The sequence below is a fragment of the Pseudomonas mandelii genome (genome assembly GCF_002251635.1).
Classification (GTDB): domain Bacteria; phylum Pseudomonadota; class Gammaproteobacteria; order Pseudomonadales; family Pseudomonadaceae; genus Aquipseudomonas; species Aquipseudomonas mandelii_B.
Map to the genome: position 1 here is coordinate 1 of NZ_NMOJ01000209.1, position 19,501 is coordinate 19,501.

16 protein-coding genes and 2 tRNA genes are annotated in these 19,501 nt (G+C 59.3%); 10 read left to right on the forward strand and 8 right to left on the reverse strand.

Annotation, left to right across the window (positions count from 1 at the left end; genetic code table 11):
- Positions 1-1,056: 1,056 nt before the first annotated feature.
- Positions 1,057-1,827 carry a hypothetical protein gene (locus B7L09_RS25650; RefSeq protein ID WP_094471188.1) on the reverse strand — a complete coding sequence of 257 codons (771 nt, stop codon included), beginning with the start codon at positions 1,825-1,827 and terminating at the stop codon, positions 1,057-1,059.
- Between the two features lie 378 nt (positions 1,828-2,205).
- Here B7L09_RS25650 and B7L09_RS25655 point away from each other — a divergent pair.
- Positions 2,206-2,281, forward strand: a tRNA-Glu gene (locus tag B7L09_RS25655).
- A 3-nt stretch (positions 2,282-2,284) separates the two neighbouring features.
- Positions 2,285-2,360, forward strand: a tRNA-Gly gene (locus B7L09_RS25660).
- 143 nt (positions 2,361-2,503) lie between these two features.
- Here the strand turns inward: B7L09_RS25660 and B7L09_RS25665 are convergent.
- From B7L09_RS25665 to B7L09_RS25680, 4 genes are all read right to left on the reverse strand, one after another.
- Positions 2,504-4,243: a dipeptidase gene (locus B7L09_RS25665; protein WP_094471189.1), complete on the reverse strand. Its 1,740-nt coding sequence runs from the start codon at positions 4,241-4,243 to the stop codon at positions 2,504-2,506.
- 197 nt (positions 4,244-4,440) lie between these two features.
- Positions 4,441-5,079, reverse strand: coding sequence for a LysE family translocator (locus B7L09_RS25670; protein WP_094471190.1), 639 nt, complete (start codon positions 5,077-5,079; stop codon positions 4,441-4,443).
- Between the two features lies 1 nt (position 5,080).
- Positions 5,081-5,851: a 2OG-Fe(II) oxygenase gene (locus B7L09_RS25675; protein ID WP_094471191.1), complete on the reverse strand. Its 771-nt coding sequence runs from the start codon at positions 5,849-5,851 to the stop codon at positions 5,081-5,083.
- 93 nt (positions 5,852-5,944) lie between these two features.
- The gene (locus B7L09_RS25680) at positions 5,945-6,571 is read right to left on the reverse strand and encodes an alanyl-tRNA editing protein (RefSeq protein ID WP_094471192.1); all 627 of its coding nucleotides are present in this window, start codon (positions 6,569-6,571) and stop codon (positions 5,945-5,947) included.
- Between the two features lie 90 nt (positions 6,572-6,661).
- On the opposite strand from B7L09_RS25680, the gene B7L09_RS25685 reads away from it, so the two are divergent.
- Positions 6,662-7,651, forward strand: coding sequence for a LysR family transcriptional regulator (locus B7L09_RS25685; protein ID WP_094471193.1), 990 nt, complete (start codon positions 6,662-6,664; stop codon positions 7,649-7,651).
- Positions 7,652-7,896: 245 nt separating this feature from the next.
- Here B7L09_RS25685 and B7L09_RS25690 read toward each other — a convergent pair whose 3' ends face one another.
- The 3 genes from B7L09_RS25690 to phhA form a co-directional block, all read right to left on the reverse strand.
- Entirely contained in the window at positions 7,897-9,090 is a 1,194-nt protein-coding gene (locus B7L09_RS25690; protein WP_094471194.1) for an amino acid aminotransferase, read from the reverse strand.
- Positions 9,090-9,446 carry a 4a-hydroxytetrahydrobiopterin dehydratase gene (locus tag B7L09_RS25695; RefSeq protein ID WP_094471195.1) on the reverse strand — a complete coding sequence of 119 codons (357 nt, stop codon included), beginning with the start codon at positions 9,444-9,446 and terminating at the stop codon, positions 9,090-9,092. Before B7L09_RS25695 ends, B7L09_RS25690 begins: the two co-directional genes overlap by 1 nt.
- Positions 9,447-9,550: 104 nt before the next feature.
- A complete protein-coding gene (gene phhA / locus B7L09_RS25700) occupies positions 9,551-10,339 on the reverse strand; it encodes a phenylalanine 4-monooxygenase (RefSeq protein ID WP_094471196.1) in 789 nt (262 codons plus the stop codon).
- 381 nt (positions 10,340-10,720) lie between these two features.
- Here phhA and B7L09_RS25705 point away from each other — a divergent pair, with 381 nt between their 5' ends.
- From B7L09_RS25705 to flgK, 7 genes are all read left to right on the forward strand, one after another.
- Positions 10,721-12,286, forward strand: a complete 1,566-nt coding sequence (locus tag B7L09_RS25705) for a sigma-54-dependent transcriptional regulator (protein WP_094471197.1) — start codon at positions 10,721-10,723, stop codon at positions 12,284-12,286.
- Between the two features lie 367 nt (positions 12,287-12,653).
- Entirely contained in the window at positions 12,654-13,394 is a 741-nt protein-coding gene (locus B7L09_RS25710; protein WP_094471198.1) for a flagellar basal body rod protein FlgF, read from the forward strand.
- 45 nt (positions 13,395-13,439) lie between these two features.
- Positions 13,440-14,225 (forward strand): flagellar basal-body rod protein FlgG, encoded by a 786-nt coding sequence (gene flgG / locus B7L09_RS25715; protein ID WP_094471199.1) that lies wholly within the window; start codon positions 13,440-13,442, stop codon positions 14,223-14,225.
- A 53-nt stretch (positions 14,226-14,278) separates the two neighbouring features.
- The gene (flgH, locus tag B7L09_RS25720; RefSeq protein ID WP_094471200.1) at positions 14,279-14,974 is read left to right on the forward strand and encodes a flagellar basal body L-ring protein FlgH; all 696 of its coding nucleotides are present in this window, start codon (positions 14,279-14,281) and stop codon (positions 14,972-14,974) included.
- Between the two features lie 27 nt (positions 14,975-15,001).
- A complete protein-coding gene (locus B7L09_RS25725) occupies positions 15,002-16,090 on the forward strand; it encodes a flagellar basal body P-ring protein FlgI (protein ID WP_176457771.1) in 1,089 nt (362 codons plus the stop codon).
- Positions 16,091-16,101: 11 nt separating this feature from the next.
- The gene (flgJ, locus tag B7L09_RS25730) at positions 16,102-17,400 is read left to right on the forward strand and encodes a flagellar assembly peptidoglycan hydrolase FlgJ (RefSeq protein WP_094471202.1); all 1,299 of its coding nucleotides are present in this window, start codon (positions 16,102-16,104) and stop codon (positions 17,398-17,400) included.
- 23 nt (positions 17,401-17,423) lie between these two features.
- Positions 17,424-19,490 carry a flagellar hook-associated protein FlgK gene (flgK, locus tag B7L09_RS25735; RefSeq protein WP_094471203.1) on the forward strand — a complete coding sequence of 689 codons (2,067 nt, stop codon included), beginning with the start codon at positions 17,424-17,426 and terminating at the stop codon, positions 19,488-19,490.
- Positions 19,491-19,501: the final 11 nt, after the last annotated feature.

Sequence of the window (19,501 nt, forward strand, 5' to 3'; positions counted from 1 at the left end):
GGGGTATATATCCATTTCTGCGGTAACGGCTGCTGGCGGTTTCGCCCTTACGGCGAGGCACTTTTTTCAAACGCCAAAAAAGTACCCAAAAAGGCTCGCCCCAAACGTCCGGCCCCTCGCCTAGGCTCGGCGTTCCCTCGCTCCGGTATCCATCCGGGGACACTGCCCTCCGGTCTGCTTCGCGACGACCTACATGCAGCGTGTTCGACTGCGTCGAACGGCGCTGCGCGCCACTCCCCGGATGAACACCTCCACTCAGCCTCCCGAAAGGGGCGGGTGGATCAAGATCAAGAGCTGCAGGCGAGCTAACGCTCGGCCTGATGAGTGGTGAAAAGCAAAAGCCGTATGCCGATCTGCTTTTTGTGGGAGTGAGCCTGCTCGTGATGGCGGCCTGACAGCCGACCAATCTCTTGCAGGTGGACACCGAACCCTATGGGAGCTGGCTTGTCGGGTCGCCGCATCGCTGCGATGACGGCCTCACAGCCGACCAGTTTCTTGCAGGTACAAATCATTCCACTGTGGGAGCGAGGTAGGAGCGAGGCTTGCCCGCGAAGGCGACCTGACAGCCGACCAATGACTTGCAGGTGAACACCTGACCCTGTAGGAGCTGGCCTGCCAGCGATGACGACCAAGCTGCTGGCGAGCTAACGCTCGGCCTGATGAGTGGTGAAGAGCGAAGCGTGTACAGCGAACCCCTTGTAGGAGCGAGGCTTGCCCGCGAAGGCGACCTGACAGCCGACCAATGACTTGCAGATGAACACTCCACTCAGCCTCCCGACGGGGCGGGCAGATCAAAATCAAAAGCAGGCGAGCTAACGCTCGGCCTATTGAGTGGTGAGGAGCGAAGCGTGTTCACCGAACCCCTTGTAGGAGCTGGCTTGCCCGCGATGGCGGCCTGACAGCCGACCAATCACTTGCAGATGTACATCATTCCCTGTGGGATCTGGNTGGACTGCAAACCTTTTTGAGACTCAACCTATCTTCCCCGGCAGTACTCACCCACCAAACCCGACCCAAAAAAAAGCCACCTCGCGGTGGCTTCTTTGCTTCTTCCGATCAGTCGTAGATCACTTTCTTCTTCCAGTCCGCATCCGCCTCGACGTCTTTGAGGCCTACGTTCAATTGGTTCGCTTCGCTTTCAACCGCCGCGATTTTGTCCATCACCATGGCGTTGGCACGGGCCAGGAGTTTTTCCAGGTATTCGAGCTGTTCGGCATAGACCTGCGGTTCCTGCTGTTTACGCAGGTATTGCACGCCGCGTTCGAAGGCGAGGCGGGCCTGGCCTGGCTGGTTTTGTTGCAGGGCGTGCTGGCCGAGGTTGTTGAAGAACTCGATGTGCAGCAGCACGAGAATATGGCGAATTTCCTTGATCCAGCGCTTGGCTTCGTTGGTCGGCAGGAANCCGTCCTGGGCGGCACGGGTGACTTGNCCGTGCAGGGCTTCCAACAGGAAACGCACATCCTTGGCCTTGGCTTCGGTCTGGATCGGTGCCGGCGGGTTGTTGACCGGGATCGATTCGCCTTGCGCGGCCAGGGCTTCGAGTTCGGTAATCCGGGCCCTCAGGTTGGAACTGGTTTTTTCCAGGTTGAGCAAACGCTTGCAGACATTGAGTTCCAGGCGGGTCAGCAGCAGCTTGAGCCCGGGTGTCATCAGCTGACCGGGGAACGTCTCGGTGATTTCGCCGCAGCGACGCAGGCGGTCGTTGAGTTCAACCTTGGTACGGGCCTTTTCCAGTTTGTTGTTTTCCACCATGTGGTTCATGTAGCCAATGGCGATCAGTATTACGATCCCGGCTACTACCAGCAGGGTGATCATGAGTGGTGTCACCGGTGTGACCTCTTTATAGGGTTTGTNATCGAGTGTAGTGGCTTGGCATTTGGGCGCATAGGACCGCTCGACGAGTTGAATCGGTTCTGGCTATCTTTATATCGGCCGGGGTTCGACTTATATAAATGCTGGCGACTATGGTTCAGATTGCCATCATCTTCGGCGGCGGACTATAACGTCTTGGTCGTTGCCAGAATATAGTCGCCAAAGGTCGGGAGGCGTAAAAGCCTGAATCGCGCCTGAAAGCGGGGCGAAGTCATTGATTTAAATAAATTTATCCTTGGGGGTTGACGACCTTTCAATCCATCCATAGAATGCGCGCCACTTACAGCGTAAAGCACACAGCGGAATGCGGTAGGGAGTGAATGTTGTACGTGTGTCCCCTTCGTCTAGTGGCCTAGGACACCGCCCTTTCACGGCGGTAACAGGGGTTCGAGTCCCCTAGGGGACGCCATTTGCGGGAATAGCTCAGTTGGTAGAGCACGACCTTGCCAAGGTCGGGGTCGCGAGTTCGAGTCTCGTTTCCCGCTCCATATTTAACAAAAACGCCGCTCAGCAATGAGCGGCGTTTTTGTTTGTGTGTCATTTATAAAAAAGGACCTTGTTGAGGTCCTTTTTTTGTGGGTATCAAAATCAACGCGTCGGACCCGCCACAACAGCAGGTCCGAAAAAGCGATCAGAGTTTCGGCAACTGCCCGATCCGCCCCATCATTTCCGTCACGATCTGCAGGTCCAGCAGGAACTGGTCGACCGTCTTGAATTCACCGTCCGTATGCCCGGTGTATTTGACCTCCGGCCGCGCCAGGCCGAATTGCACGCCATTGGGCAGTTCATGCACGGAGGTGGCGCCGGCCGAAGTGCCGAACTTGTGTTCCATGCCCAGGTTTTCGCTGGCCACGGCCAACAAGGCCTTCACCCATTCACCTTCAGGGTTGCGGTACATCGGCTCGGCGACTGAGTAGGTGAAGGCCACCGCGACGTGGGTCTTCTTGCTCCAGGCATCAAGCTTGTCGGCGATTTCGGTCTTGAGCGTTTCCGGCGACTTGCCCTTCGGCACCCGCAGGTTGACTGCGAGCTTGAAGGCTTTATCGTCCATCCCGACATAGGTCAGCGAAGCGGTCAGCGGTCCCATGAAGGCATCGGAAAAACCGACCCCCAATTTGCCACCCAGGTAATCCAGGCCCCAGTTGTCAGCGGCGTAACGTGCGGCATCGGTAATGTGGTTGTGCTTGAGCGCAACCTTGCCCTCCAGGCTATTGATGAAGCCCAGCATTCTCGACACCGGGTTGACGCCGGATTCGGGCTCGGAGGAGTGGGCGGAAACGCCGGTGACCGTCAATTTGACGTCCTTGCCCTCAACCTTGGCGGTGACGTCGAAGTTGCCGCCATTGCTTTTGGCATAATCGGCGCCGGCCTTCTGCAGGCTGGCGGCCAATTCGGCAGGCTTCTCACTCAAAAGGGTGACGACCGATGTCGACGGGATCTGGTTGGTGGCCATGCCGCCGGTCATCGCGATGATTTCCGCGCCTTTGCCTTCACCCTTGCGCACCGGGAACGTCGCCATGACGGTGCCGTAGCCTTTCTCGGCAATCACCACCGGGTAGCCGCCGTCCAGCGCCAGGTTGTAGTTGGGTGTCGGATTGTGTTCGAAGTAATAAGGGATGGCGTCGCCGGTGGTTTCTTCGGTGGTATCGACCAGCAGTTTGAAGTTGCGCGCCAGCGGCAGCTTCTCTTCCTTGATGACCTTCATTGCATACATGGCTACCACGATACCGTTCTTGTCATCCTCGGTGCCCCGGCCATACATACGGTCGCCGATCAGGGTGACCTTGAACGGATCAAGTTTGGTGCCATCTTTCAGGACCCAATTCTCCGGCGTTACGGGCACCACATCGGCATGTGCATGAATGCCCACGACTTCGTCGCTGCTGCCCTCAAGGGAGATTTCATAGACGCGGTTGTCGATGTTGCGGAAGTTCAGGTTGAAGGCCTTGGCCAGGCNCTNNATCTTCTCGGCGATCTTGATGAATTCGGGATTGTCATGCTGGTCAACGCCCTCGACGCGGAAGGTCGGGATGGCCACCAGCTCGCGCAGGGTCTCGGTAGCAGCGCTGCCGTATTTCACCCGTGCGTAGAGCCCAAGCAGGCGATGGATTTCGTTCTGCTGGTCTGGAGTAAGGGTCTTGTTGTCGAGGAAGGCACTGATGGCGGGGGCGAGGTCGGCGGTTTTGCCGAGATCGCTCTTGGCCAGGCCTCCCAGGAATTGCCTGAAATCCGTTACCGATGCGTCACTGAACGTCTTGAGGATCGCCGCACTCTGTTGCGGGGTGATGTTGGCCTGCGCTGTCAGGGTGAACGACGAAAGGCTGGCCAGTATCAGGGTTGACGCAGCCAGGTGCTTGAGTGAGAAATTCATTGCTGTGGGCATTCCTTTGCAGGCAGTGGGTGAGAAGTTTCTGATCGATGAGACAGAAACGTTTCCAAGCTAACACTGTAACGGAGTGTTACGGGAGTCCCTGATGTGGGATCTGTCGCACAGTAATGCAAAAGCGGCGCAGAAACGAAAAAGGCCCGTCAGTCAGACTGAGCGGGCCTTTTGCGTGGGCGCAGGTTTTACATCGACAGAATCAAACGCCCGGCGAACAGGATCAGAATCACCCCCATGGTGCGTTCGAACCAATGCCCCATGCGCATGAACAGCAATCGCACCCGGGCGCTGGAAAAGAACAGCGCGACGATCACGAACCACAGCGCGTTCACAAAACACATCCAGGCCCCATAAAGCGCCTGGATCTTCAAGGGTGTCGTGGCGCTGATGAGCGTGGTGAAAATTGCCAGGAAAAACAGCGTCGCCTTGGGGTTGGTCGCGTTGGTCAGAAAACCGGTGGTGAACGCCTTCAGCAGCGTTTGCTGGACGACCGGCTCTTCGGCAATTTTGTCACCCTCAAGCGCGGATTTGGGTTTACTGCGCAGCAGACTGACACCGAGGTACAAAATGTAAGCGCCGCCCACCACCTTGGCCACCGTCAGTAACCAGGGCGTTGTGTGCATCAACGCGCCGACCCCGAGCAGGGTGTAAAGCACGTGCACGGAAATCCCCGCACCGATGCCCAGCGCCGTGCAGATCCCGACCAGCCGGCCGAAACGCACACTTTGGCGGATGGTCACAGCGAAGTCCGGTCCCGGTGCGACCACAGCCAGAAAGTGAATAGTCGCCAGCGCCAGGAACTCGCCCAGGTAATTCGAAAGCATTTCAACTCCAGAAAGTAAGGGGTGAAGCATTGCCGCGATAGCCGACAAAGAACGAAAGGCTCAATCGCGGATCCGCCACGCCCGGTGTCACCGAGTGCATGCAGCGCGAATTGAACATGATGAAATCACCCGGCTCAGGACGAATCTCCAAGGTTGGTGTTCCGAGCAGGGCCGGATCGATGCCGTAGTTGTCGCCACGCATCTCGTCGAATTGATCTGAAGAAATATCGTGGTCCCACATCTGCAAGGCGCCACCCTCAGTGGGCATGTTCAGGTAAACATTGCAGGCGAACTGCGCTTCCAGGCTTCTGGCCTGATAACTGTCGGGGGCATCCTTGGCGAAAATGTCGTGATGGGCCAGGAAGCACACCCCTGGTTTCACCACGCGGGACAGCCCGACATACATCTTGCGGCCGTAGAGATTTTCCAGGTGCGCACCCGCCGGCCAGGACTCATCGAGCATGCAGCGCAGGGTGTCGACCGGGGAAGAATAGGGCGCGCAACGTTTGCGCAACTCCGCGATGTTGCGCGAGGCATGCTCGAAATAATCTTCGATCAGCAGTGGCTGGTTTTCCGCCTCATAAAACGCCATGCCGATGCGACCGATGCTCGGTGCATTGATATAGCCTTCAAAACCCGGGGCGAGGATCTTGTCACCAATCTGAATCGCCAGCGGCTGGGGCAACAGGCCTTTGACGCGGATGGCGAGGACTTCTTCGTTGGCCAGTTTTTTTATGCACGTCTCATCGAGACGCTCGACGTCAAGCATCATGTCTTAGGTCCATCTATCAGATAGTCAACAGAGCCCGCGAGTGCGGGCTCCCCCGGGCGTCAAGCGATGCCGGGGGCGGCATCGCCCAAAAGCTCAATCCACGCTGTAGTGGACTGACAGCATTCCCTTTTTCAGCGAAAGGGAAGCAATCGTGACCGTGCCCAAATCCTTCAGGCTACGTACATGTGTGCCGCCGCAGCCGTAGGCGGGCAGTTCACCAAAACCAATTTCCCGGGCGCCTTCGCGCATCGATGTCAGGCGCGGCAGGTCATGGGCGACCCATTGCTCGATGCCGTGCTGAATCATCTCGGCGTCCACCTCTTTTGCCGACTCCACCGGTTTGAATTGCACGCGTCCTTCGCCCGGCCAGTGATGAGCCTTGACCGGCATCCAGCCCAGTGCCTGGACAAAATGGCCGATCAGGTGGCCGGCCGAATGCATGCGCGAATTGAACCGGCGGCGTTGCTCGTCGATCCGGATCTGGGTCATGCCGAGTTTTACTGGCTGGTCGACAAAATGAATGATTCGGTCCGGGTCCTGGACCACGCGCAGCACCTGGCTTTCGCCGATCCAGCCGGTATCGCAAGGCTGACCGCCACCCTGGGGGTGAAACAACGTCGCGCGCAGCACCACCGCAAACTCGCTTTCCTGGGGCGTGCAATCCAGGACTTCCACATTGGCCTTGAGGTCATCACTATGGAAAAAGAGGCGAAGCGTCATATTCCATGTCCTCATTAAAGTTTCTCTTTTTATTATATGAAGCGTGGAATTGCGTGATAATCCGTTCAAACATCAAAGGACTGTTGCGCTGTGAGCATAAATCTACCGCTACCGTTGCTGGGTGAAATGGCGATTTTCGTCAAAGTGGTGGAAACCGGCAGCTTTTCCGAAGCCGCCCGTCAATTGGGTTCTTCACCCTCGGCGGTGAGTCGCAGTATTTCGCGTCTGGAAAAAGCGTTGGCCACGCGTCTGCTGCAGCGAACCACACGCAAGTTGCGCTTGAGCGACGGTGGNGAAGAGGTGTTCAAGCGCTGCCAGGAGATGGTCAGTGCGGCCAAGTCCGTGATGGAAATCAGCGGGCAGTTCACCCATGAAGCGGAAGGGCTGGTTCGGGTCAGCGTGCCCAAGGCGGTCGGTCGATTTGTGATTCACCCGCATATGCCGGAATTTTTGCGCCGTTATCCCAAAGTGGATGTGGAACTGTTGCTTGAGGATCGCCAGGTGGATCTGATCGACGACAACGTTGATCTGGCGATTCGCATTACCGATCGACCACCCGCCGGGTTGGTCGGGCGGCAGTTGCTGACCATCGACCATTTGCTCTGCGCTACACCGCAATACCTCGCCGAACATGGCACGCCGACGCACCCCCACGACTTGCTCAACCACAGCTGCATCTATCTGGGTGAAACCCCGAGCGATGCGCGCTGGAAATTCAAGAAAGGCAGCAAGGCTGTGACGGTCGGTGTACGTGGGCGGTATGCGGCCAATCACACCGGCGTGCGGTTGGGGGCGGTGTTGCAGCACATCGGGATTGGCAGCCTGCCGTATTTCACGGCGCGTTATGCGCTGGAGCAGGGGTTGATTGTGCAGGTGTTGCCGGACTGGACCTTCCTCGCGTCCTACCATGGCGGCGCCTGGTTGCTGCATTCGCCGACGCGCTATTTGCCACCGAAACTGCGGGTGTTCATTGATTATCTGGTGGAGTGTCTGGAGAAGGAGCCGACCCTGAGCAAGCCGGGGAAGGCGGGGAAGGTCGCGGCGGAGTATGAGTTGCCTGAGAGTGATGGGTTGCTTTGACGAACGCCTTCGTCGGAACGCCGCCCGGGCCTAGTAGCCGACCTGAGTGGTTAGATCAAAAGCAAAACCGAGGCGGCCTGACAGCCGACCTGATCTTGGAAGCTGAACCCAATCAAATGTGGGAGCGGGCTTGCTCGCGAAAGCGGTGTGTCAGTTACAAATAAGTTGACTGACACACCGCATTCGCGAGCAAGCCNNNTCGCGAGCAAGCCCGCTCCCACAAAGGAAATGTTCAGGGCTTGAGGTTATTTGCAGACTTCGGCGATGGCCTCGGCCAGCAGATCAAGGCGGGTTGCGTCGATCCCGGCCACGTTCGCCCGGCCGGTGCCGACCATGTACACGCTGTGATGATCACGAAGCTGTTTCACTTGCGCCGGCGACAGGCCGGTGTAGGAAAACATCCCGCGTTGCACACCGATATGCGCAAAACGTTCACGCAAACCGTGGGGTTCAAGCGCTTCCACCAAGCCGCTGCGCAGTTGAGCGATGCGCAAACGCATGGCTTCCACTTCGTCGGCCCAGAGGCTTTTCAACTCGGGATCGCCAAGAATCGTCGCGACTACGGCAGCACCATGATCCGGCGGCGTCGACCACAGGTTGCGGGCGATGTTCGCCAGTTGGCTGCGGATATCCACCAGCTTCTCAGCGGTTTTCGCGCAGACAATCAGCGCACCGGTGCGATCGCGATACAGGCCGAAGTTCTTCGAGCAGGAACTGGTGATCAGCACTTCCGGCAGCTCGGCTGCCAGCAGCCGTACCGCCCANGCATCCTGTTCCAGGCCATCGCCGAAACCCTGGTACGCGAAGTCAATCAGCGGCACCAGGTCGCGGCTGCGCACCACGTCCAGCACGCGGCGCCAATCGTCATGGGACAGATCGAAACCGGTCGGGTTGTGGCAGCAGGCGTGCAGCAACACTACATCGCCCTTCGGGGCTTCCTTGAGGACGGTGAGCATGGCTTCGACGTCGAGGCGGTTGTCGCTGCCGACGTAGGGGTAATGACTGACCTTGAGGCCGGCCTTGGCGAAGATGGTTTCGTGGATCGGCCAGGTCGGGTTGCTCAGCCATACACCACGGCCCGGCAGGCACTGGGCGATGAAGTCGGCGCTCAAGCGCAGCGCGCCGGTGCCACCCGGGGTTTGGGTCGCGCCGGCCCGTTGTTCGGCGATCAGCGGGGAGTCGACACCCAGCACAAGCTCATTGATCGCCTTGCCGAACGCCGGTTCGCCGTGACCGCCGATGTAGGTCTTGGTGGTCTGACGATCCACCAGGCGCTGCTCGGCGAGCTTCACGGACTGGGGAATCGGCGTCAGGCCCTGGGCATCCTTATAGACGCCCACGCCAAGGTCGAATTTGCGCGGGTTTGGGTCCTGCGCATAGGCCTCCATCAGGCCGAGAATCGGGTCGCCGGGAACTCGACCTATGGCGTCGAAATGCATTANTTGCGGCCCTCGGCGTCCTTGGCCACTTCGTCGGTGCGCGCGGCCATGATGAAGTCGTTGCGGTGCAGGCCCTTGATCGAGTGGCTCCACCAGGTCACGGTGACTTTGCCCCACTCGGTGAGCAAGCCTGGGTGGTGGCCTTCGGCTTCGGAGATTTCACCCATGGCGTTGGTAAAGGCCAGGGCGAATTTGAAATTCTTGAACAGGAACACTTTTTCCAGCTGCATCACGCCGTCGCGGACTTCGATGTTCCAGTCGGGAATCTGCTTGATCAGTACCGGCAGCTCTTCGTCGCTGACTTGCGGGGCGTCGGCGCGGCAGGCTTCGCAGTGGGCTTGGTTCAAGGTGGACATGATGGGTTCCTGAAATCGAATGATTGGAAATCGGCCGTCAGTTTCACCACGCTATAGCAAAGCGTCGTGTCCTGACAGGCTCACTTGATTCTAAAAGCTGCGGATCACGCGGCTTTTTTGGGTGGAAATTTAGGCGCGTGCAAACCGAGCTGCATGCCTTGCTTGACCATGGCCATGATGTCTTCATGAGCCACATCAAACAGACGCTTGAGGTTCGGCAGAACAAAGTACAGCGGCTGCAGGATGTCGATGCGGTACGGCGTGCGCATGCATTCCAGCGGATCGAAGGCCTGATGCTCAGGTTCATCCGACAGGCAGTAAACGGTTTCTTTCGGCGAGGAGAGGATACCGCCGCCGTAAATGCGCAGGCCTTCTGCTGTATCNACCAGGCCAAACTCGATGGTCATCCAGTACAGGCGCGCCAGGTACACCCGTTGCTCCTTGGTCGCTGCCAGGCCGAGCTTGCCGTAGGTGTGGGTGAATTCGGCAAACCAGGGGTTGGTCAGCAGCGGGCAGTGGCCGAAGATCTCGTGGAAAATGTCCGGCTCTTGCAGGTAGTCCAGTTCTTCACGGGTACGAATAAAGGTCGCCACGGGAAACTGTTTGCTGGCGAGCAATTCGAAGAAGGTCTGGAAGGGGATCAGCGCCGGCACGCGGGCGACTTGCCAGCCGGTGGTCTCGGCCAGCACTTTGTTGATTTCACCCAGTTGCGGAATGCGGTCCAGGGGCAGGCCGAGCTTGTCAATGCCGTCCAGGTATTCCTGGCAGGCGCGACCTTCGATGACTTTCAGCTGACGAGTAATCAGGGTGTTCCACACCGCGTGTTCTTCGGGCGGGTAGTGGATAAAACCTTGCGCATCGGGCTCGCGGGCCACGTACTGCGTCTGCTTCATGCTGCTCTCCTGCAAGGGGATTTCGTTCTTGTTATGTGCTGCTATGGACTTAGAAATACCCCAAGGTGTGCGGCGTTGCAGCAGGTGATCCGATCTCGTCGTAGGAAAATTCGCCAATTATCGTAAAGTATTCGTTACGGATTAGCGCCTGTGGCGCAGCTATTGAGATTTTCGGGTTTGAAATGGCGCACAGGTGTCACATAATCTTGACGACTATCTGGGCGGCTCGGCACTGCGAATATCCTGTGGGAGCGAGCCTGCTCGCGATGAGGGTGTGTCAGGCAAATTAATCTCGCCTGACACACCCTCATCGCGAGCAGGCTCGCTCCCGCAGGTTTCACCTCAGGCATCCAACCCATTCACCGTTTTTCGGGCCTTTATATGCGTATCAAAGTCCACTGCCAGAACCGCATCGGCATCTTGCGCGACATTCTCAACTTGCTGGTCGAGTACGGGATCAACGTCGCTCGCGGCGAGGTCGGCGGTGAGCATGGCAATGCGATTTACCTGCACTGCCCCAATTTGGTGAACATGCAGTTCCAGGCATTGCGCCCGAAATTCGAGGCGATTGCCGGGGTGTTTGGCGTCAAGCGAGTAGGGCTGATGCCCAGCGAGCGTCGGCATATGGAGCTCAATGCGTTGCTCGGTGCGCTGGAGTTTCCGGTGCTCTCCATCGACATGGGCGGCTCCATCGTCGCCGCCAACCGTGCGGCGGCGCAGTTGCTTGGGGTGCGGGTCGACGAGGTGCCGGGGATTCCGTTGTCGCGTTATGCCGAGGACTTCGATCTGCCGGAGCTGGTGCGCGCGAGCAAGTCGCGGATCAATGGCTTGCGGGTCAAGGTCAAGGGCGACGTATTCCTGGCGGACATCGCGCCGCTGCAATCCTCCGAGCACGATGACAGCGAAGCCATGGCCGGCGCAGTGCTGACCCTGCACCGCGCCGACCGCGTCGGTGAGCGTATCTACAATGTGCGCAAGCAGGAACTGCGCGGCTTCGACAGTATTTTCCAGAGCTCCAGGGTCATGGCGGCGGTGGTTCGTGAGGCACGGCGCATGGCGCCCCTGGATGCGCCTCTATTAATAGAAGGCGAAACCGGCACCGGCAAAGAGTTACTGGCGCGCGCCTGTCACCTGGCCAGCCCGCGCGGGCAATCGCCGTTGATGGCGCTTAACTGCGCCGGGCTGCCAGAGTCGATGGCTGAGACCGAGCTGTTNGGTTATGGCCCGGGTGCCTTTGAAGGCGCGCGCGCGGAAGGCAAGCTCGGGCTGCTGGAACTGACGGCGGGCGGTACGTTGTTTCTCGATGGTGTGGGAGAAATGAGCGCGCGGTTGCAGGTGAAGTTGCTGCGTTTTCTGCAGGACGGTTGCTTCCGCCGGGTGGGCAGTGATGAGGAGGTGTATCTGGATGTGCGGGTGATCTGCGCCACCCAGGTCGATTTGTCCGAGCTGTGCGCCCGGGGCGAGTTTCGCCAGGATCTGTATCACCGCTTGAACGTGCTGTCGCTGCACATCCCGCCGCTGCGTGAATGCCTCGACGGTTTGACGCCGCTGGTGGAGCACTTCCTCGATCAGGCCAGCCGGCAGATTGGCTGCCCACTGCCCAGGTTGGCACCGGCGGCAATGGATCGGCTCAGTCATTACCATTGGCCGGGTAATGTGCGGCAGTTGGAAAACGTGCTGTTTCAGGCAGTGTCGTTATGCGAGGGCGGCACCGTCAAGGCGGAGCATATTCGCTTGCCGGATTACAGGGTGCGTCAGCCGCTTGGCGATTTTTCCCTCGAAGGTGGGCTGGATGCGATTGTCGGGCGCTTTGAGAAAGCGGTACTGGAGCGGTTGTATTCCGAGCACCCGAGCAGTCGGCAGCTGGGCAAGCGGCTGGGGGTTTCCCATACGACCATTGCCAATAAATTGCGCGAGTATGAAGTCGGCAAAGAACCCGGCGCATAAGCACCTGCAATAACTTTATTGTGGCGAGGGAGCTTGCTCCCGCTCGGGTGCGAAGCGGCCGCAAAACCATCCGGTGCGACCTCCCTGTCAGGCCTCGACCAATCTTTTTGGGGCTGCTTCGCAGCCCAGCGGGAGCAAGCTCCCTCGCCACAGGGGAATCTGTTGGCTGCAATGGCCGGCACTTGCCACCAAACGGCATAACACCGCCGGTTTTTCGTCTCCGATACATTTCCCCAATCTCCGCAAAACCCCTCAAGTCCTTTGTTTGCCGGGCCTCGCGCCGTCAGAAAAAAGTTGGTCTGTAAATTGCTTATCGCTCAGCAGTACAGCGGTGGGCGGCAAACGTCCGGCATGCAGAGGATAGAGCGTGGACAAGTACCTTTATGTGGCAATGACCGGCGCCAGCCAGAATGCACTGGCGCAGAAGGCCCATGCCAACAATCTGGCGAACATTTCCACCAACGGTTTCCAGCGTGACCTGGAGCAGGCGCGTTCGATGCCGGTGTTTGGTGACAGCTTTCCGGCGCGGGCGTTTGCCATGACCGAGCGTCCGGCCACCGACTTCTCGCCAGGTTCGCTGGTTGAAACCGGTCGGGACCTCGACGTCGCGGTGCAAGGCAATGGCTGGATCGCCGTGCAGACCCCCGATGGCGCCGAAANCTACGTGCGCAGCGCCAGCATGAACGTCGACGCGTTGGGCGTGCTGCGTGCCGGCAACGGCATGCCGATCATGGGCAACGGTGGCCCGATTGCCGTGCCGCCCCAGCAGAAAATCGAAGTGGGTGCCGACGGCACCATCAGCATCCGCGCGATGGGCGAAGGCCCACGGGTGATGGCTGAAGTGGACCGCATCAAGCTGGTCCAGCCGGACCTCAAGAACATGACCAAAGGCCTGGACGGTTCGATCCACACCAAGGACGGCAAGCCGGCGCAAGCCGATGCAGGCGTCAAACTGGTGTCCGGGTTCCTTGAGTCGAGCAACGTCAATGCCGTGGAAGAGATGACCTCGGTGCTGNCNTTGTCGAAGCAGTTCGAGCTGCACATCAAGATGATGAACACCGCCAAAGACGATGACCAGGCCATGGCTCGGGTCTTGCAGATCAGCTAATTATCAGAACGTCGCGCCGTAAAACAGGCGCACGAGGAGAATCGAATGCTTCCGGCTCTATGGGTTGCCAAAACAGGTTTGTCCGCCCAGGACACTAACCTGACCACCATTTCCAACAACTTGGCGAACGTGTCGACCACGGGCTTCAAACGTGACCGCGCCGAGTTCCAGGACTTGCTCTATCAGATCAAGCGCCAGCCAGGTGCCCAGTCGACCCAGGACAGCGAACTGCCGTCGGGCCTGCAACTGGGTACCGGTGTGCGCATCGTCGGTACTCAGAAAAACTTCACCGCCGGCAGCCTGCAGACCACCGAGCAGCCGCTNGACATGGCCATCAACGGCAAAGGTTTCTTCCAGATCCTGCAACCGGACGGCACCACCACCTACACCCGTGACGGCACGTTCCACCTGGACGCCAATGGCCAGNTCGTCAACGCCAGTGGCTTTGCCCTGGAACCGGCCATCGTCATTCCGAACGACGCGCAGACCTTCACGGTCGGTCGCGACGGCACCGTATCCATCACCGTTCCGGGTAACCCGGCNNCGCAAGTGATCGGCAACCTGCAAACCGCCGACTTCATCAACCCGGCCGGCCTGCAAGCCATTGGTAACAACCTGTTCCTGGAGACCGCTTCCAGTGGCGCGCCGCAAATCGGCACCCCTGGCCTGAACGGTTTCGGCACCACCCTGCAAAGCACCCTGGAAACGTCCAACGTCAGCACGGTTGAGGAGATGGTCAACATGATCACCACCCAGCGCGCCTATGAGATGAACTCCAAGGTGATTTCCACCGCCGACCAGATGCTTTCGTTCGTAACGCAGAATCTGTAATCAAGTCTATGGGGCGCCTTCGACGGCGCCTGCAACACCGTGAGGTAAGGGTCATGAATCGCTATGTTTCTGTTCTGGCATTGAGTGGGGTCGTCGTGCTCGCGGGCTGCGTCGCTCCGCCGCCCAAGCCCAATGACCCTTACTACGCCCCGGTGTTGCCGCGCACGCCGTTGCCGGCCGCCGCCAATAATGGCTCGATCTACCAGGCCGGTTTCGAACAGAACCTGTACAGCGACCGCAAGGCGTTCCGGGTCGGTGACATCATCACCATCACCTTGAACGAGAAGACCCAAGCCAGCAAAAACGCCAACTCGCAAATAGGCAAGAACAGCAAGACCGACATCGGTCTGAGCTCGTTCTTTGGCGGCGGTCTGAGCACCAGCGATCCAGTGGGCAGCGGTAGCTTGAGTCTGGACGTCGGTTACGAAGGCGACCGTGCGACCAAGGGCGACAGCAAATCCGGGCAGAGCAACAGCCTGACCGGTTCGATCACCGTGACCGTCGCGGATGTGTTGCCCAACGGCATCATCGCCATCCGTGGCGAAAAGTGGATGACGCTCAACACTGGCGATGAGCTGGTGCGGATTGCCGGCATGGTGCGCTCCGATGACATCGCCACTGACAACACCGTGCCGTCGACGCGGATTGCCGATGCACGCATCACCTACTCGGGTACGGGTTCGTTTGCTGATGCCAGTCAGCCGGGCTGGTTCGACCGTTTCTTCCTTAGCCCGCTGTTCCCTTTCTAGGTGGCTACGTTGAATCTTAAACACCTGATGGTGGCCGCCCTGATGCTCTCGGCTGCGTTCAACGCGCAAGCCGAGCGGCTGAAGGATATCGCCAGTATTTCCGGCGTTCGTTCCAACCAATTGATCGGCTACGGCCTGGTGGTNGGGCTCAATGGCACGGGTGACCAGACCACCCAAACCCCGTTCACCCTGCAGACCTTCAACAACATGCTCTCGCAGTTCGGCATCAAGGTGCCGGCGGGTTCGGGCAACGTGCAGCTGAAAAACGTCGCGGCCGTGTCCATCAGTGCTGACTTGCCGGCGTTCGCCAAGCCGGGCCAGGTGGTGGACATCACCGTATCGTCCATCGGTAACTCGAAAAGCCTGCGCGGCGGCACGCTGTTGNTGACGCCACTCAAAGGTATCGACGGTAACGTCTATGCCATCGCCCAGGGCAACCTGGTCGTGGGTGGTTTTGATGCCGAAGGCCGTGATGGCTCGAAAATTACCGTGAACGTGCCGTCTGCCGGACGGATTCCGGGTGGCGCCATGGTGGAACGCACCGTGCCCAGCGGTTTCAACCAGGGCAACAGCCTGACGTTGAACCTCAACCGTTCTGACTTCACCACCGCCAAGCGCGTGGTCGACAAGATCAACGACATGCTCGGCCCTGGCGTGGCTCAGGCCATCGATGGCGGTTCGATTCGGGTCAGCGCGCCGCTCGATCCAAGTCAGCGCGTCGACTATTTGTCGATCCTTGAGAACCTTGAAGTCGACCCGGGTCAGGCGGTGGCCAAGGTCATCATCAATTCGCGTACCGGCACCATCGTGATCGGCCAGAACGTCAAAGTGTCGCCCGCTGCCGTCACTCACGGCAGCCTGACGGTGACCATTACCGAAGACCCGATTGTCAGTCAGCCCGGCCCTCTGTCCAATGGTCAGACGGCGGTGGTACCTCGCTCGCGGGTTAATGCTCAGCAAGAAGCCAAGCCGATGTTCAAGTTCGGCCCCGGCACTACCCTGGACGAGATTGTCCGTGCGGTGAACCAGGTGGGCGCGGCCCCAGGCGACTTGATGGCGATCCTCGAAGCTTTGAAACAGGCCGGCGCCTTACAAGCCGACCTGATCGTGATCTGAGGACAGCAACCATGGATATGCGCAAGGGCGGTCTGGGTGTCAGCAGCAACGATTCGGGGTCCTATTCGGACTTGAATCGTTTTAATCAGCTCAAGGTCGGTGCCGACAAGAACAGCGACGGCAACATGCGCAAAGTGGCGCAGGAGTTCGAGTCGCTGTTCTTGAGCGAAATGCTCAAGTCCATGCGCTCGGCCACCGAGGCCCTCGGCAAGGACAACCCGCTGAACACCCCGGCGGCCAAGCAATATCAGGAAATGTACGACCAGCAACTGGCAGTCTCGATGTCCCGCGAAGGCGGCGGTATCGGCCTGGCCGACGTGCTGATGCGGCAGATGTCGAAGAACAAACCGCTGGCGCCGGGCGAGGCTGCGGCCTTGTCCGCCGCCAAGCAGGAAGCGGCGAAAGCGGCTGTGCCAACACCAATTGCTGCGGGCACTGTGGCCACTGACGGTCCGCTGTCGCGGCTCAATGGTCAGCGTCCGTTGTGGGCCTCGCGCTCGGTGAAAGCACCGACAGGCGAGGGCACGCATCACAATGACATGGAGCTGATCAATCAGCGCCGCCTGGCCTTGCCGCCGAAACTGGCCGATCGCTTGCTTGCCGGTCTGGTGCCTTCGGCAACGACTGCCGCTACAACCCCGAACAAAACCTTGCTGCCTGAACGCGCCGCGACGCCGGTTGTGACAGGTGCCGGCCCGCTGTTCAATGGCGACTGGCTGCCCTCGCCAACCGATAACAAATCGAGCGGACGCTTGCAGGTTTACGGCCGTGCGATGGCGCAGATTCCGCTGGCGCCACCGAAGAAAGCCTTCAGCTCCGCCGACGAATTCGTCAACACCATGCTGCCGATGGCCAAGGCGGCCGCCGCGCGTATCGGTATCGATCCGAAGTACCTGGTGGCCCAGGCTGCCCTCGAAACCGGCTGGGGTAAATCGGTCATGCGAGCCCAGGATGGCAGCAGCAGTCACAACCTGTTCGGCATCAAGGCCAGTAGCAGTTGGAAGGGTGAATCGGCGCGAGCGATCACCAGCGAATTCAGGAATGGCGAGATGGTCAAGGAGACGGCGCATTTCCGTTCCTACAACTCTTACCAAGACAGCTTCCATGACCTGGTGACACTGCTGCAAAGCAATGATCGCTATAAAGATGTTCTGAAGTCTGCCGATAACCCAGAACAGTTTGTACGCGAGCTGCAGAAAGCCGGGTATGCAACAGACCCGGCCTACGCAAGCAAGATTTCGCAGATAGCCAAGCAGATGACGAGTTACCAAAACTACGCTGCGGCGGGCGCTTCCACTACGCCTCTATAGGCACAAGGCATAAGGTCTGAACCATGAGTTTGCTCAATATCGGGATGTCGGGTCTGGCCGCTGGCCAATCCTCGTTGATGACTACCGGCAATAACATTGCCAACGCCGACACCGCCGGTTACTCGCGCCAGCAAACCGTGCAGGGCACCAAAGCCTCGAATCAGTTCGGTAATGTCTACATCGGCACCGGTACGACCTTGGCCGATGTGCGCCGCGTCTACAACAGCTACCTTGATGCGCAATTGCAGACCACCACATCGCTCAACAGCGATGCGGCCGCCTATGCCGGGCAGGTCAGCCCGCTCGACGCCTTGCTCTCGGACAGCGGCACTGGCCTCAATGGCGCCCTGACCAAGTTCTTCGCCTCGGTGCAGAACGTCAACGCCAAGCCGGGTGACGACGCGTCGCGTCAACTGCTGCTCAGCGATGCCCAGGCCTTGAGCAATCGTTTCAACTCAGTGTCCAGCCAGTTGACCCAGCAGAACGCAAGCATCAACGGCAACCTGACGAACATGGCCGATCAGGTCAACAAACTCGCCGCCACCGTGGCGCAGTTGAACCAGAAAATTTCCGAGGTTTCCAAGTCCGGCGGCATGCCGAACGAACTGCTCGATGCGCGTAACGAAACCGTGCGTCAGCTCTCCACCTTCACCGGTGCGCAGGTCATCGAGCGCGACGGTAACCTCGACATTTACCTGGGCAGCGGTCAGCCGCTGGTCATGGGCGGCACCGCCAGCACCCTGTCCGTGGTGCCGAGCCCGAACGATCCTTCGCGCATGGGCATTCAGCTCGATCGCAACGGCAGTACCATCGACATCACCTCGGTGATGACCGGTGGTGAAATGGGTGGCCTGCTGCGTTATCGCAACACCGTGCTGGACCCGGCGATGAACGAACTGGGCCGCGTGGCCCTGGTTGTCGCCGATCAGATGAACAGCCTCCAGGCCCAGGGCATCGACAAGAACGGTGCGTTCGGCTCGAACCTGTTCAACAGCATCAACAGTGCCGCGCAGATGGCCCAGCGCAGCGTTGCTACGGTCGGCAACAGCGTCGGCTCGGGTAACTTCGATGTGAGCATCGAAGACAGCGGCAAGCTGACCATCAACGATTACAAGGTCACCTTCACCAGCGGCACCAACTACACCGTGCAGCGTTTGCCGGAGGGCACGTCCATGGGCGCTTTCAGCACCCTGACCACGCCGCCGCCAGTGATCGATGGTTTCTCGTTGACGCTTTCCGGCGGCACCGCCGCGGCTGGCGACACGTTCAAGATCACTCCGACCCGCAACGCGGCGGCGAACATCAAGACCGAGATGACCGACAGCAAGCGCCTGGCCATCGCGGCACCGTTGAGCGCGGCTATTGTGCCGGGCGGCAGCGGCACCTTGACGATTCCGGCCAGCGGTCAACCGACCCTGACCACTAAGTTTGATATTTACGATGCCGCCACCACCACGGTAATCCAGAACGGCATCAAGACTTCGATGCCAGTCAAGGTGGTGTTCGGTGCGACCAGTGCCGGTGGCACCAGCCAGACTTACCAATTGCTGGATGCCAAGGGCGTCATGATCAGCAGTGGCACTATCAAACCAAACCAGAACAACACCTTGAGCCTGAGTGTGCCGCTAAATGATGCGTTGGGTGCGCCGATCATGGATCCGGGCCCGCCCGCCGTGCAGCGTACCGCGACCTTCGACATGACCGTGGCTGGTTCGCCCGGCACTGGCAGCGCGATCGACATCAACGTTGCGCAGCCAGGTACCATGGACAACCGTAACGGCACCGCCCTGGCCGGCTTGCAAACCAAGCAGGTCGTGGACACCGGGAGCGCCAGCAAAGGCATTTCCCTGACCGATGCCTACGGCAAACTGGTTGAGGGTGTGGGCGCCAAAGCTGCTCAGGGCAAGCTCGACAGTGCCGCAACCGGCGCCATCCTGGCCAACGCCAAAGGTGCTCGCGACTCGTTGTCAGGTGTTGACCTCGATGAGGAAACCGGCAACCTGGTCAAATATCAGCAGTACTACACCGCCTCTTCGCAGATCATCAAGGCTGCGCAGGAAACCTTCAGCACATTGATCAACAGTCTTTAAGGAGTCGTAGC